The organism is Pseudomonas sp. FSL R10-2189 (assembly GCF_009600325.1).
GTDB classification, from domain to species: domain Bacteria; phylum Pseudomonadota; class Gammaproteobacteria; order Pseudomonadales; family Pseudomonadaceae; genus Aquipseudomonas; species Aquipseudomonas helleri.
Genome location: NZ_WIVZ01000017.1, coordinates 37,503 through 52,197, shown reverse-complemented (window position 1 = coordinate 52,197; position 14,695 = coordinate 37,503). Strand labels below are relative to the sequence as shown.

At 56.9% G+C, this 14,695-nt stretch carries 13 protein-coding genes; 4 read left to right on the top strand and 9 right to left on the bottom strand.

All coding sequences use genetic code 11. The features are described 5' to 3' along the window. Window positions 1–55: 55 nt before the first annotated feature. Both gmk and GHO32_RS13945 read right to left on the bottom strand, forming a co-directional pair. Entirely contained in the window at window positions 56–676 is a 621-nt protein-coding gene (gene gmk, locus GHO32_RS13950) for a guanylate kinase (RefSeq protein ID WP_048372389.1), read from the bottom strand. A gap of 13 nt (window positions 677–689) precedes the next feature. Next, entirely contained in the window at window positions 690–1,553 is an 864-nt protein-coding gene (locus tag GHO32_RS13945) for a YicC/YloC family endoribonuclease (RefSeq protein WP_153334407.1), read from the bottom strand. A gap of 193 nt (window positions 1,554–1,746) precedes the next feature. Between GHO32_RS13945 and rph the strand changes: the two genes are divergently transcribed. Next, the gene (rph, locus tag GHO32_RS13940; protein ID WP_048389122.1) at window positions 1,747–2,469 is read left to right on the top strand and encodes a ribonuclease PH; all 723 of its coding nucleotides are present in this window, start codon (window positions 1,747–1,749) and stop codon (window positions 2,467–2,469) included. Between the two features lie 35 nt (window positions 2,470–2,504). Beyond that, window positions 2,505–2,873 (top strand): DUF4870 domain-containing protein, encoded by a 369-nt coding sequence (locus tag GHO32_RS13935; RefSeq protein WP_048372394.1) that lies wholly within the window; start codon window positions 2,505–2,507, stop codon window positions 2,871–2,873. Between the two features lie 68 nt (window positions 2,874–2,941). On the opposite strand, the gene GHO32_RS13930 is transcribed toward GHO32_RS13935, so the two are convergent. Next, window positions 2,942–3,742 carry an SDR family oxidoreductase gene (locus GHO32_RS13930; RefSeq protein WP_153334409.1) on the bottom strand — a complete coding sequence of 267 codons (801 nt, stop codon included), beginning with the start codon at window positions 3,740–3,742 and terminating at the stop codon, window positions 2,942–2,944. A gap of 109 nt (window positions 3,743–3,851) precedes the next feature. Here GHO32_RS13930 and GHO32_RS13925 point away from each other — a divergent pair, with 109 nt between their 5' ends. Next, a complete protein-coding gene (locus GHO32_RS13925; protein WP_153334411.1) occupies window positions 3,852–4,790 on the top strand; it encodes a GlxA family transcriptional regulator in 939 nt (312 codons plus the stop codon). A gap of 62 nt (window positions 4,791–4,852) precedes the next feature. On the opposite strand, the gene GHO32_RS13920 is transcribed toward GHO32_RS13925, so the two are convergent. Next, window positions 4,853–5,632, bottom strand: coding sequence for an exodeoxyribonuclease III (locus tag GHO32_RS13920; protein ID WP_048372400.1), 780 nt, complete (start codon window positions 5,630–5,632; stop codon window positions 4,853–4,855). An 82-nt stretch (window positions 5,633–5,714) separates the two neighbouring features. On the opposite strand from GHO32_RS13920, the gene pyrE reads away from it, so the two are divergent. Next, the gene (pyrE, locus tag GHO32_RS13915; RefSeq protein ID WP_153334413.1) at window positions 5,715–6,356 is read left to right on the top strand and encodes an orotate phosphoribosyltransferase; all 642 of its coding nucleotides are present in this window, start codon (window positions 5,715–5,717) and stop codon (window positions 6,354–6,356) included. Window positions 6,357–6,424: 68 nt separating this feature from the next. Here pyrE and GHO32_RS13910 read toward each other — a convergent pair whose 3' ends face one another. From GHO32_RS13910 to argB, 5 genes are all read right to left on the bottom strand, one after another. Continuing rightward, complete coding sequence (locus GHO32_RS13910) at window positions 6,425–7,360, bottom strand: hypothetical protein (RefSeq protein ID WP_368668321.1); 936 nt, start codon at window positions 7,358–7,360, stop codon at window positions 6,425–6,427. Then, entirely contained in the window at window positions 7,357–10,692 is a 3,336-nt protein-coding gene (locus tag GHO32_RS26880; RefSeq protein WP_256665423.1) for a toxin VasX, read from the bottom strand. Before GHO32_RS26880 ends, GHO32_RS13910 begins: the two co-directional genes overlap by 4 nt. Then, window positions 10,689–11,525 (bottom strand): DUF4123 domain-containing protein, encoded by an 837-nt coding sequence (locus GHO32_RS13900; protein WP_153334415.1) that lies wholly within the window; start codon window positions 11,523–11,525, stop codon window positions 10,689–10,691. The genes GHO32_RS26880 and GHO32_RS13900 overlap by 4 nt, the downstream gene beginning before the upstream one ends. Beyond that, window positions 11,522–13,552 (bottom strand): type VI secretion system tip protein VgrG, encoded by a 2,031-nt coding sequence (locus GHO32_RS13895; protein WP_153334417.1) that lies wholly within the window; start codon window positions 13,550–13,552, stop codon window positions 11,522–11,524. Before GHO32_RS13895 ends, GHO32_RS13900 begins: the two co-directional genes overlap by 4 nt. 211 nt (window positions 13,553–13,763) lie before the next feature. Next, on the bottom strand, window positions 13,764–14,672 hold the full coding sequence (gene argB, locus GHO32_RS13890; RefSeq protein ID WP_048387078.1) for an acetylglutamate kinase: 909 nt from the start codon (window positions 14,670–14,672) through the stop codon (window positions 13,764–13,766). Between the last annotated feature and the right edge of the window lie 23 nt (window positions 14,673–14,695).

The window sequence follows — 14,695 nt, the reverse complement described above, 5'->3', positions numbered from 1 at the left end:
AACGTCTCTGTAAGTGCCAATGTAAAGCCCTTGCAGGGGTTTTGGGAAGCGCTGATTAACCGAGCAATTCGGCCAGCAATTTACCGTAGCGCTGCTGTTGGCGCTTTTGCTGGAGACGACTGGCATGGAAAATGGCCTTCAAGTCATCCAGTGCCACGGCAAAGTCGTCGTTAATGATCAGGTAGTCGTAGTCGACATAGTGGCTCATTTCACTCACGGCTTCGCGCATACGGCCGTCGATAATCTCGGCACTGTCCTGCCCGCGATTGTCCAGGCGATCACGCAGAGCTTGCTGGCTCGGCGGCAGGATAAAGATCGAACGTGCCTGAGGCATCAGTTTGCGAACCTGCTCGGCACCTTGCCAGTCGATTTCCAGAATCAGGTCATGACCTTCATCCAGCGTCTGCTGCAAGTAGCTTTGCGAGGTGCCATACAGGTTGCCAAACACTTCGGCACGCTCAAGAAAATCACCGTGCTCGATCATCTTCACGAACTCTTCGCGCTCGACGAAGTGATAGTGCACGCCGTTCTCTTCGCCGGGGCGCATGGCCCGGGTGGTGTGTGACACCGAGACGCGGATCTGCGGCTCAATGTCAATCAGGGCCTTGACCAGGCTGCTTTTCCCGGCCCCTGAAGGCGCGGAAATAATGTAGAGAGTGCCAGTGCTGTGGGTCATGTCGGGGGAAGCCTTACTCAATATTCTGTACTTGTTCGCGCATTTGCTCGATCAACACTTTGAGGTTGACCGCAGCCTGGGTGCTGCGCGGATCGAATGCCTTGGAACCGAGGGTGTTGGCCTCCCGGTTGAGTTCTTGCATCAGGAAGTCGAGCCGACGGCCGGCAGCACCGCCCGACTTGAGCACACGCCGCACTTCCAGAATGTGGGTGCTCAGACGGTCCAGCTCTTCTGCGACGTCACTCTTTTGCGCGAGCAAAACCATTTCTTGCTCAAGGCGCTGAGGGTCCAGCTCGGCTTTCATGTCGGCAAAGCGATCCAGCACCTTCTGCCGCTGGGTGGCGAGCATTTGCGGGACCAGCTCACGCAGGGTTTCTACGTCGCTTTCAATGGCGCTCAAACGGTCACTGATCAAACGCGCCAGCTCGGCGCCTTCGCGCTCACGGCCGTTTTTGAGTTCTTGCAAACCTTGCTTGAACAGCACCAGTGCCTGGTTGTTGAGGGCCTGCGGGTCGGCAGCATCGGCCACCAGCACGCCGGGCCAGGCCAGCACTTCCAGCGGGTTAAGGGCCGCGGGCTGCTTGATCAGGCTGGCAATGGTCTCGGCAGCGGCGACCAGTTGCGCGGCGCGCTCGCGGTTAACCTGCAGCGGTTTGCCGGTGCTTTCTTCGGTGAAGCGCAAGGTGCACTCCAGCTTGCCCCGGGAAATACCTTGGCGCAGCGCTTCACGCACCGCCCCTTCAAGTTCGCGGAAAGACTCTGGCAAGCGCAGGTGCGGCTCCAGGTAGCGGCTGTTGACCGAACGCAGCTCCCAGCTCAGGGTTCCCTGAGTGCCGGCGCTTTCGACGCGGGCAAAGGCGGTCATGCTGTGCACCATGGAGGTACCTCGCGATCTGATGAGTGAAGCCGGGGGGCTATTAAGGGGGCGGATTGTAGCGCAGTGCAGCGGATGGCCCCAAATGGCGTCTGTCGTAAAGGCGCTACAACACAGGTTTGCGTTTTAAATGTGCCCGGATCGGTCACGGCCTTTATAATGCTCGGCAGTTTTCCGTCCCGTACAGGTATCCCACATGAAACGTCCAAGTGGTCGCGCTGCCGATCAGCTCCGCCCGATCCGCATCACCCGCAACTACACCAAACACGCAGAGGGTTCTGTACTGGTCGAGTTCGGTGACACCAAAGTCATCTGCACCGTAAGCGTCGAGAACGGCGTACCGCGCTTCCTTAAAGGTCAGGGCCAGGGCTGGTTGACTGCCGAATACGGCATGTTGCCGCGCGCCACCGGCGAGCGTAACCAGCGTGAAGCCAGCCGTGGCAAACAAGGCGGTCGCACCCTCGAAATCCAGCGCCTGATCGGCCGTTCGCTGCGCGCGGCGCTGGACATGTCCAAACTGGGCGACATCACCTTGTACGTCGACTGCGACGTGATCCAGGCCGACGGCGGCACCCGCACCGCGTCGATTACCGGCTCCATGGTGGCTCTGGTTGACGCCCTCAAAGTGATCAAAAAGCGTGGCGGCCTCAAAGGCGGCGACCCGATCAAGCAAATGATCGCCGCTGTATCGGTGGGCATGTACCAGGGCGAGCCGGTGCTGGATCTGGACTACCCTGAAGACTCGGCAGCCGAAACCGACTTGAACGTCGTGATGACCAGCACCGGTGGTTTTATTGAGGTTCAGGGCACTGCCGAAGGCGCGCCGTTCCAGCCTGCCGAACTGAACGCCATGCTGGCATTGGCTCAACAAGGCATGACCGACATCTTCGCACTGCAACAAGCGGCGCTGGCTGACTGAGTGCCAGCCCCCTTGATGACCGACAGGAGAACGCCATGACAGAGCTCGACCTTTCAAACCCCAAGCCGAGCCGCGAAGCTCGCCAATGGGCAATGTTTTGTCACTTTGCGGCGTTTCTGGGGATGTGGTTTCCGTTTGGAAACCTGATTGGGCCGCTGATCATTTGGCAGCTCAAGCGCGAGAGCGATCCCTTTATTGACGAGCAGGGCAAAGAATCACTGAACTTTCAGATCACCGTGGCGATTGCTTCGGCCATTTGCTACGTGCTGATGTTTGTACTGATTGGCTTCGTCTTGCTCGGCCTGCTGTTTATCGGCGCCGTGGTGCTGGTGGTGATTGCCGGGGTCAAAGCCAATGACGGGGTGGCCTATCGCTACCCTTTCACCTGGCGGCCGATCAAGTAAGCCACAGACTTGCCTCGCGATCTTTTTAGATCAAAAGATCGCAAGGCAAGCTCGCTCCTACCGGTTTTTCAGGCGGTTATTACGCCGTAGCGAGCGGCGGGTTCGCTGCGCGAGAGGTTGGGTAACAGCGCTTGGCGCGCCGCCTCAAAGGCCGCCCAATCCGCACTGTCCGGCAAGGACGGTACCGTCACAGCCTCACCTTGGGCCAAGCCCGCCAACGCCGCATCGACCAGCTTCTCGGTGGTCATGACCATCGTCTTCGGCAAAGCATCTACCGACATGCCGGCCGCTTCAAAAAACTCGGTCGCCGTCGCACCCGGCAGCACGACGTGCACGTTGACCCCTTTATCACTGAGTTCGTGGCGCAGCGATTCGCTGAAAGCCAGCACGTAGGCTTTGGTTGCGCCATATACGCCATTGAGCAAGGTCGGCGCCACGGCGACGACTGAAGCAATGTTGATGATCGTGCCACGGCCCTGTTCGACGAAATTACCGGCAGCGGCTTTTGCCAGACGCGTCAGCGCCAGCACGTTGAGCAAAATCATCGCGTCCATTGCTTCAACGGAAGACTCCAGCAATGTGCCCCCGGCTCCCACGCCCGCGTTGTTGACCAACAGACTGATGCGCTTGTCGTCTTGCAAAAGGGCGGCGACACGCGCCAAATCGTCAGGCTGGTTGAGGTCAGCGACCACCACCTGAACATCGCGCCGGGTGTGCGCGGTCAACCGGGCCGCCAGACCTTCCAGACGCTGCTGGTTGCGGGCCACCAGAATCAGGTCGTAGCCCTGCTGCGCCAAACGATCGGCATACACCGCACCAATCCCCGAAGAAGCGCCCGTAACCAGGGCATAGCCTTTGTGTTCACTCATCACGCTTGCTCCAAAATGGCCGGGTAAGGAGTCGGCCTTGTTGGGGTTCAGGTTATGAGCGTATGGTGATGTCAGCAATGCCATATATCCCACCTTTCAGGACATGCTCATGGTCACCATCGGTATTCTTCTGTCGCCCGGCTTTCAGATGCTTTGCCTGTCCACCAGCACCATCTTTGAATTTGCCAACCTGCTCAGCGGGCAATCGTTCTATCGCGTGGATTTGATCTCTGAGCAAGGCGGCCTGGTACCCAGCTCCATGGGCTTTAGCGTCGAGACGCAGGCGTTCAAGCAATGCAGTTATGACACAGTGCTGGTGCTGGGCGATAACCAATTGATAGAGCCCACGCCGGCGCTGATCCCTTTTTTGCAGGACACCCTGAACACATCGCGCCGCCTGGCTTCCGCCTGCACCGGCTCATTTCTGCTGGCAGCCGCAGGTTTGCTGGATGGCCGCAAAGCCACCACGCACTGGTTTCACGCCCGCACCTTTCGCGAGGCGTTTCCCAAGGTAAAGCTGGAAGAAGACCGCATTTTCACGGTAGACGGCAAGCTGTGGACCAGCGCGGGCATGACTGCCTGCATTGATTTGGCCCTGGCCTTGGTGGAGCAGGATTTGGGCGCGGATGTGGCGCGCGATGTGGCCAGAAAGCTGGTGGTTTACCATCGCCGTGCTGGCGGGCAGTCGCAGTTTTCTGCGTTATTGGAGCTAGAGCCAAAGTCCGACCGCGTGCAAACCGCGCTGACCTACGCCAAGGAGCACCTGCGCGAAGAGCTGTCGGTCGAGCAATTGGCCGAGGTCGCCCACTTGAGCCCTCGCCAGTTCAGCCGCTTGTTTCGCAGTGAAACAGGCCAGTCCCCGGCCAAGGCCATCGAGAACCTGCGTCTTGAGGCAGCCCGCTTGATGCTTGAGTCCGGCGCCCACAGCATCGACAGCGTGGCGCGTGAGAGCGGTTTTGGCGACTCGGAGCGCATGCGTCGAGCCTTTATCCGCGCCTTTGGCCAGCCACCACAAATGCTGCGTCGGGCGCTGCACTTGCAGGCTTAGCTGCCACAAAAAAAATGCCCGTATCGTGGGATACGGGCATTTTTATGACAGCGAAAGAACACTTAGATAGTGAGTGTCCAGTCGTAGTCCACGATCAACGGCGCGTGTTGCGAGAAGCGTGGCTGACGCGGCAAGCGAGCGCTGCGAACAAAGCGGCGCAAACCCGGGGTCAACAACTGGTAGTCGAAACGCCAGCCCAGATTCAACATCTCGGCCTGTTCGTTGTCCGGCCACCAGCTGTACTGATCGCCTTCACGACTGACTTCACGCAGGGCATCGACATAGCCCATGTTGCCGACAATCTCATCCATCCAGGCCCGTTCAGGCGCCAGGAAACCAGGAGACTGCTGGCTGTCACGCCAGTTTTTAATGTCGAGCTTCTGCTGCGCCACGTACAACGAGCCGCAGTAAATGTACTCACGACGCTTGCGACGCTGCTTATCCAGATAGCGTGCAAAATCGTCCATTAGCTTGAACTTCTGGTTCAAGTCTTCATCGCCATTCTGCCCCGAAGGGAGCAGCAAGGTCGCGATGCTGACCTTATCGAAATCGGCTTGCAGGTAGCGCCCGTAGCGATCGGCCGTCTCGAAGCCAAGCCCAGTGATGACTGCTTTCGGCTGCAACCGCGAGTACAAAGCCACACCGCCTTGGGCAGGGACTTCAGCTTCGCACGCGTACAGAAAGTAGCCATCCAGCTGGTAGGCTGGATCGTCCAGTTCAAAGGCGGAGGCGCGGGTGTCCTGCAGGCAGATAACGTCGGCATTCTGAGCCTGCAGCCAACTGAGCAAACCACGCTCGACTGCCGCCTGAATACCATTGACGTTCACACTGATGATCCGCATAAATGGCCCCAAAAATCACGTGCGTGTATGATACACGCCGTCTTACTAATTAGCTAAATCCGTGGTATCTGGGGCCATTTTCATGCAAGCGTATCAGCGCGACTTTATCCGTTTTGCCATTGATCGCGGCGTTTTGCGCTTCGGTGAGTTCACCCTGAAGTCCGGGCGCACCAGCCCCTACTTCTTCAATGCCGGCCTGTTCAACACTGGCTCCGCGCTGGCTCAACTGGGGCGCTTCTATGCCGCCGCCATCGTTGACAGCGGCATTGCTTTCGACGTGCTGTTTGGCCCGGCTTACAAAGGTATCCCTTTGGCCGCGACCACCGCCGTCGCTCTGGCCGAGCACCATGATCGCGACATGCCATGGTGTTTCAACCGCAAAGAAGCCAAGGCCCACGGCGAAGGCGGCAGCCTGGTCGGTTCGCCGCTTGAAGGCGACATTCTGATCATTGACGACGTGATCACGGCCGGCACCGCCATCCGTGAAGTCATGCAAATCATTGACGCCCAGGGCGCCAAAGCGGCGGGCGTACTGATCGCCCTCAACCGCCAGGAGCGCGGCAATGGCGAACTGTCGGCCATCCAGGAAGTCGAGCGCGACTTCGGCATCCCGGTGGTCAGCATCGTATCGTTGACCCAAGTGCTGCAATTTCTGGCTGAAGACGAAACCTTGAAGCAATACCTGCCAGCCGTTGAAGCTTACCGGGCGCAGTACGGGATCTAAACAGCCCCGCTGTTCCCCACGGGGGAGGCACGACACCTGTCGCGCCTCCCCCGTTTTGTTTGCGCGGATTAACCAGCCTGTGCGGCCAATTCAGCTTCGCGCTGGGCGATAGCGAGTTCCAGTTCCGGGGAGCGCTTGGCCCATTGCTCGGGTGGGAGGGGTTTGGACCATTCGATGATGTCGGGGTAAGTGAGGTCTGGAGGTGGATTTAACTTAAGACGCTCCAGCACCTCAACCAACAACATATTGAAGATAAATATCCCAAAAAAACCTTCCCATAACAATGCTAAAATCCAGCCTCTTTTATTGGCAGCATCGACTATCACTTTCATATAAGTGGCTAATACGCCTCTTGGCCGTTGAAATCTTGCAGTTTCATCAACTACTGCTTCGGGACCTATTTCCATATAGCTGCGCATGCACTCCCATACTGCCATTGCAGACCGCCCTCCCCCACAAGCAAAGGAAAAAGTACAGAACTTTAGGCTGCTTAATGCGTACTTATCCGGGTTTTCAAATGTCACCTCCAGCATGCCCGAAGTGTGCCTACCCGCTTGGCTAATTGATTGGTGTTCAGTCGCTTTAGCTATGACCGTTTCCCAAGGAACAATCCAATAATCAACAGCACCAACAGGAATACAAACTTCACGGCGCTGACGATTGAAACGTGCGGGCATGGGAGTGGGTCGAAAAAGTTCATTTACCAACATCAAAATCGGAATACCCACTATGACAGAACCGCCGACAGCTATATATAAACCCAATTCAGGCAAAGTCCCAAGAAAATAACAGGACATCGCAAAAAACAACAAAAAACTTGGCCATAAAACCATTACTACCGAACCAATAGCATAGCTTCCAACATCCATATAAACATCATTTTTACGCCATATATTATTGAGAATATCTGTTGGCTTCTCTCCAGTAGGGATAGGTAACGGGGACAGGCAATCCACCTGCGACAACAAGGTTTTTTGGCTTTCACCTGCTGATAGAGCACTCACTCCCCCTTCCTCTTGGGTTGCAAAAAACGACCATTTAATGTGGCACTTAAAGCATAGCTCTGAGCTTTATCCAACACAGGCGTAGGGTCGTTGCGCAATGCAATCAAACCTTCACTTAGTGTAAATGTGAATGCTAAGCCATTCTCACCGCCGATAAATTTTTGAGAACCGAGCATAGAAGTTATGGGAGTCTGGTAGCGTATACGCAACGATACTTTGCTTGGCTTTGATCCCAATAAATTTGGGATGGCATTAAACAAACCACTGATTCGAAGCCCCTGCCCCTCCTGATAAGGAATCCATTGGCAATTGCTATTCCTAATCCAATGTCTACCGATATCCTGCAAAGATCTTGGTGGTGCGACTCTCTCGGAAGCGATATTGTTTTTTATTTTTGCTCGCCATGCCGGAGTATCGATCGGATCGCCAATCATCACTACCTCCAAATAAGCACTAGAGGGCTCTGCGCCAGGTAAATCTATGATTAGAGAGTGAATTTCCTCTGCATTTGCGAAACCTTGACGATCAAGAGTTGGCAGCGCGCGGACAGCACCCTCGAAACTAACTCGTGGAGAATAGAGAATATTGTACAAGCGATCCATTTCTTCGCCTTGCCCAACTGATAATATAGGCGACATATCACTGGCGCGCTTTTTAGACCAACAGCAATAGTCAAGAAAGTTCTGCATAGGCGTTTGGCGCATATACCATACAACCAGATAAAGCATACCCAACACCAACAACAAATAATTAACAGGCCCCATAAACATCAAATAGCGTGAATTTGAAACTACCAACCCGAACAAATGAGAAAGACTTTTCAAAGCGTAATTATATCCAAGAAAAGCTTGCGCAGCGGTGACAATTGTTTGCCCAGCTACAACCTTTTGCTGCAATTTTACCCATGGATCTATATGGCCTGCTGCACTATCCAGTTGTTTCTTTAGGGACATATATTCTGATAAGGCAGCCCCAAATGATAAGGACCCAATTACACCTCCAAAAAACGTCATTGCAGAACCATTAGAAATCAATACTTTTAACTGACCTTTTCCACGACTCCAAAATCCCTTGCGAACCTGAACATCCACTACAGCCATCAACGCCGCCCCGGCATACAGCGTTGCCGAGGCCGTATCGTATTGACGTTGTTCATCCATCCCTTCCAGCACACTCGCCTGGCTCAAATAATTATTTGCATTCCAACTATTAAGCAGCAACGCCGCGAGGGCGATCACACCTCCGCTTTTTTGCACGGCAGGTGAGTTGACAATATCAGCGACACGACCGGCGCCTATCGCTTTACCGATAGTGCTGGCCCATTGCGTTAACTCTTCAGCGTTGCGGCCAAACAGTTGGAGCACTTGCCGTCCTTTTTCATTAATGACCCGTAGACCCACTTGGCTGCCGACTCGAGCGGCAATCATGACGATCAACCATGGGCCTTTGAGAGGGGCGCCCGGTCCACTGCTAAGCAAAAGCAATGAAGCTCCTAAGCGCTTGATCAAAATGTTCCAAGGACCAGTCGCATCTTTGGCCAGACCTTTGAGGTCCGACAAAATACTCACTCCCTTTGGGCCCAGTATTTTGATCAATGCTTGTTCTGCATTAGCATGGTTCTCAATACTCAGCGCGGTAACCAACTCAACAGCACGACTACCGCTAACTACCGCTGCGTCGAGTGCAGGGCTCCACCCCGAAAACAGCTGCCTCAGCGCCCCGTCATCCGCACTGCGCACATAGTCCGCATATTGCTCGGCGCCTACTGTGCGCAAGCACTGCGCGCTAAGGCAGGCCAAAGCCAGTTCGTCCAGCCATTGGCGGTGGTCGCTGTCTTGATAATCCACGAACCATGTACCGCTATGGTGTCGCGGCAGGTAAGCGCCTCGGTCGGTATAAAGGGCTTCGTGTCGCTCTTTCAGGTGATCAAAGTGTCTCGGGGCTGTTTCGTCGAGCCATTGGTTCATGGCGGGCAGGTCGATGTATTGCTCGACTTTGTCGGAGGTGTGTTTGTTTCTCAAGTTGTTGACTTTGCTTTCCTGGTAATCGCGCACTACTTGCAGCACTTCATCATGCAATTGAAGTGGGATAAACCCGCGGATTGGCGCTACTGCCGCTTGTTCACGCAGGTGTATTTCTGCCAGTCGGGTATCTGCTTCTACATTGGTGTGGGTGGTGCCGCGTCGAATGTTGGCGGTGTAACGTTGTCTCGCCAGTTGCTCCAATCGGGTGCGCGCATTGAGCAACATCTGCGCCTGCTCACGCGTCAGTTCAATGTCCTGTTCCCGATAGCGGTAAATCAGCATCCCGATCACCTCGTCGGGATCCTCCGTAATCAAACTCCGCACAAACCCGCCAATGCTCAGCCGCAGGTTGTTATCGGCCTGCCACTGTTCATGCCGCGACTCGATCAGTTCTTGCTCATGATTGATGTCGCGCAAAACGCCCAGGTCATCGTCAAGGCAGGCCAGTACCGTGAACAACCCGCGGGCCTGCACATGAGCCCCTTCCATCAGGTCTTGTGTGCGAGTCGTAGCCCACTGCTCAGCGCTCCATTCCCCCGGCGGCGTGACGTCGTCCGACACCGCCGGGTAGCCCACCGACACTTTTTCCCGCTCATGCAGCCAATGCATGGCATCGGTGTAAGCCTTGATGTTGTCGGGTGTCGGGGCTGCCATGACCTTCTTGCCCAGTTGGTCGGCACTCGCGCGTAAAGCCGGTTGATGACGCTGGAAATCAATCGCCATCGCCAAGTCATAGGTGCTCGGAATCAACTCGGCCATCACGCTTTTCGATTCGCTCAACGGCGCGCAATGAGGCGCTTGCAGCGTATTGCTCACTTGCCGCAGGTCGAGTCGGCGCATGCGTTTGGCGCGCTGCTGAGGGTCGTGCAGGTCGGCGCAGGCGGCCGGGTTGAGGGGGATTTCGCTGTAGAGCAGCCAGGCGTCTTGTTGCTTGGCCAGCGCCAAGCCACTCAAGGTGCCGGACTGGACGACGGTGTCATCCTCATCCAGACCCTGGCTGAGCAGCAGGTTGTTTTCAGCCACTGCATAGCGCTGCAACGGGCCGCGGCCTTGCCACACATAGACAAACCCTGCGCGCAACAGGCGCGCAGCCATCGGGTGGCTTTGGGTCTGTGTACCGGGCTGGCACGCCGGATGGCTGGCGGGTTCTTCGCTGAGGGCGTAGCGCACCGGCACGACAAATAAATGCGGCTGGCTGGCCGGGCACTGTTGAACGGTGCTGTTGATGTCAACGTGTTCGCAGGCACTGGCGGCGCGCCGGGCCTCAGACAGGTTGACCATTGAGGCCAGACGTTTATCAAGGTTCATAGCGCACACTCTGCAGGCTTCATTTGCGTCATCAATTCGTCCAGTAACTGCTCCAGACGCTGTTCGGGGGCTACTGCTCGCTGGCTCAGCACCTGGCGATAGACCGCATGCTCCGGGCCTTCGGGAAACTCATCACCGAAGGCGGCATACAGGCTTGCCCAGGCCATGACTTCGTCGTCGGCGCTGTAGCCCTGGCGCGCCGCATTGCGCTGACAACCCAGCGCCCATGCCTGTTGCCCAGGCACGTCCAAACCCTGCAAACACGCCGCAAAGTAGCGCTGGCCATGCTCAACAAGGCGCTGTGTAAAGTGCTCGCGCCGGGCTTGGCACAGATGCTCCAGCGTCTGAGCACTCAACGTCAGCCAAGGCGTCGTCGCGTAGCGGGCGCAGGGTTGATGCGGGTTGTTCTGCTGGATAACCACGCCACCCGGCAGCCTGATGACGCGAACCGGGCCCATCAGTAAATTCCGCTCGACGTCTGCCAGATCCGCCAGCCACAGACGGGTAATGCACGGGTCGTAGAAACGGAAAAAAGCCGTGACATCGCCCGCAAGCCGGACATGGATCAGGCTGCGCAGGTGCTCTAAAACAAGGGCTTCGTCTGCGTCAGACTCCAGCCAAATACCCGCCCGACCCTGCCATTGCTCAATAAAGGTGTTGGCCAGCGCACTGCCCGGTTCGACGCTAACCAGCACCGGCCCAAAAGAAGCCATCTCGGCATAGCGGGTAGTCAGGTAAAGCGAATGTGCAACCGTGATGTTCGCCAACTCAAACAGACGCGCAAAGATGTTCGGGATCAGATGGCTGTCGAGCAGCAGGTAAGCGCGGGTCATGCCTGCCCCTCCTGCAAGGATTCGCAGGCCAGGCACAGGGGCGCCCGATTCGCACTGGCACTGGCAAAGGCGCGTTTTTGCGACTCAAGCGCCAGCGCCGTCATAGCCTCGACCCCATCCGGATCGGCCGGCACTGCCGGCATGCCCGGTATCGGCACCCCGCCCGGCAAGATCGGTGAGCTGCTGTAAATCCCCAATGGAGTGAGTTGCAAGTGTTGCCCGCCCGCCATCAGGGTCAGCAGCGGGCCGCCGTCGACCACCAGCGTGGCCCCGGCCTTGAAGTGCGCGTGCACCCCGGCTTCAACGGCCATGACCAGCCCCACGCGGGTGTGGCTGGTCAGGGCGACGGCCTGGAAGTCATTCCCTTGCACTTCAACCTTGCGGTCGCCGCTGACGGTTTGCTGGTCTTCGCCCTTGAGCACCACCACACTGGTGCCGCTGATGGTTTCTTCGCGCTGGCCATCGATTTGCAAGCGGCTGTCGTTTTCAATGTGTTGCTGCATGTCGCGCTGGGCATGCAGATAGATTTTCTCCTGGCCGTGGCGGTCTTCAAGGCGCAATTCGTTGTAGCCGCCACCGCCCGGCGTGCTGCGACTGCGCAAGATGCTTTGGGTTTTGTCGGCAGGCAGTTTGAGCGGCGTCGGGGTCAGGCTCGACACCAGGCAGCCTGAAATAACCGGCTGATCGACATCACCCTCCAGGTAGCTGACCAGTACTTCCATGCCGACCCGCGGGATTGTCACCGCGCCATAGCTGTCGCCCGCCCAACTGGAGGCGACGCGCAACCAGCAACTGCTGGTGTCGTCGCTCGCCCCGCTGCGGTCCCAATGGAAGCTGACCTTGACCCTGCCGAACACGTCGCAATGGATCTCCTGCCCTGCCGGGCCGGTAACCCGGGCGGTCTGACTGCCATGAATGCGCGGCTTGGAAAACACCACGGGCGAGCGGTACGTCACGCCCTCAGGGATCGCCACAAAGTGGTTGCGATAGCCTTGGCTTAAGCCCTGCGAATGCAAGAGCGTTGAGCGGCCACCTTGCTCTTCAAGCACCTGCGGCTGCTTGCCTTCATGGTGAACATGGGTCAGTAGCCACGGCACATTCCAGTCGCTAACAGGGTGCTCGCTGATGGTTAAAAAGTGACCACTGCTCAAGGTCGGCTGATCACTGTGACCGCTGGCCTGACGATAATCGCTCTGATGCTGTTCCAGCGCTCGTTGGCTTTGGCGCTCGCCTTGAGCATCGCTAGTAAAGCGACCGGGGTAGGTGTAATGCTCAAGCGGGCGGTGTTTGAGGTCGCTATGGCTGTTGGCCTCCAGCGTGCGGCTGGCAGCTTTAAAGTCATAATCACGCCGCGCGGTGCTGTTGGTTCGGGTTTGCAAACGCAGATCGAACCCCTGGATCGCCGCCGAATCGGCCGCTATCCCGCCGCTGGGTATGTAAGGCGTTGCCGGTTGCAACGAGGTAAAAGCCGCCTGTCCATCACCGAACTGTAAGTAGTGGGCATCAGACGAATGCTTGAAGTGGTAATGAATACCCTCTTCAAAACACAGCCGCTGAATGAAGTGCAGGTCGGACTCGGCGTACTGCACACAGTACTCGCGAGGTTCGTAGGTCGATTGCAACGTGAAACCGTAGGCATTGCCGAGAATGCCGTGCTCTTCGAGCAGGGTTTCGATGATCTGCTGCACAGTCTGGTTCTGGAAAATGCGCTGATTGGTGCGGTGTTTCAGGTAGGCCAAACGCGGCACCAGCGTCAGGCGATAGTGCGTGAGGCGCTTGCCAGGGCTGCACCGGACGATCTGATAAATCTGCCCGTGAATACCGCGCCCAAGGTCATCAAAGGCCAAAAAAGCCGGGGTGTGCAGCAGCACTTCAAGGTCTAGATCTGCGCGATCACACACCAGCTCAACGTCAAAGGCAAAGGGCGTGTTGAGCGCTTCGTCACCGCTGAAAGCCAGCACCTCAACGGGATGAGGGCAACGGTTGATGTTCAGCCTGAACGAGTTGTCGCGAGCAAATGCGGGCATCCATGACTCCTCTGACGTGAGGTCAGCGCAAAGGAGTGAACGCTAAAGGATGGGCACAGCGCAGGATGTAGGAGGAGTCTCTACTTACGAGGGAATACGGCCTTCGTTGTCGGAGATCCGAAAATCTGTGTGGGAGCTGGCTTGCTCGCGATCTTTTAAACGGTCAAAAGATCGCGAGGCAAGCCCGCGCCTACAGAGGGAGGGTTGAGGCTTAAGCAGCAGGCTTGCTGTTGCTGATCAACGTGCCCACACCGGTGTCGGTGAAGATTTCCAGCAGTACGGCGTTCGGTACACGGCCGTCGACAATGTGCGCGGTGGTCACGCCACCTTGCACAGCCTCCAGCGCACAGCGAATCTTCGGCAGCATGCCGCCGTAGATGGTGCCGTCTTCAATCAAGCCGTCGACCTGCGCAGTGGTCAGGCCGGTCAGCACATGACCTTCCTTGTCCATCAAGCCGGCAATGTTGGTGAGCAGCATCAGCTTTTCAGCTTTCAGCGCCTCAGCCACTTTGCCCGCCACAAAGTCAGCGTTGATGTTGTACGACTCGCCGTCCGGGCCCACACCAATCGGCGCGATGACCGGGATGAAGTCACCCTTGGTCAGCATGTTGAGCAAATCGGTGTTGATCCCGGTGACTTCACCCACATGACCGAAGTCGATGATTTCAGGCGTGGTCATTTCCGGGGTCTGGCGCTTCACCACCATCTTTTTGGCCTGGATCAAGCCGGCATCTTTGCCGGTCAGACCGATAGCGCTGCCGCCATGACGGTTGATCAGGTTGACGATTTCCTTGTTCACATGACCGCCCAGGACCATTTCAACAACGTCCATGGTTTGCGAGTCGGTCACGCGCATGCCGTCGATAAAATGACTCTCGATGGACAAACGCTTGAGCAGATCACCGATTTGCGGGCCGCCACCGTGGACCACGACCGGGTGGATACCCACCGCTTTCATGAGCACGATGTCACGCGCAAAACCGGTTTTCAGGTCATCGTTTTCCATCGCGTTGCCGCCGTACTTGATGACCAGCGTCTTGCCGACATAGCGGCGAATGTAAGGCAGCGCTTCGGACAAAACCTTGGCGACGTTAGAGGCGGCATCACGTTCGAGGGTCATTCAGGGCTCCGGTAAAACTCAGT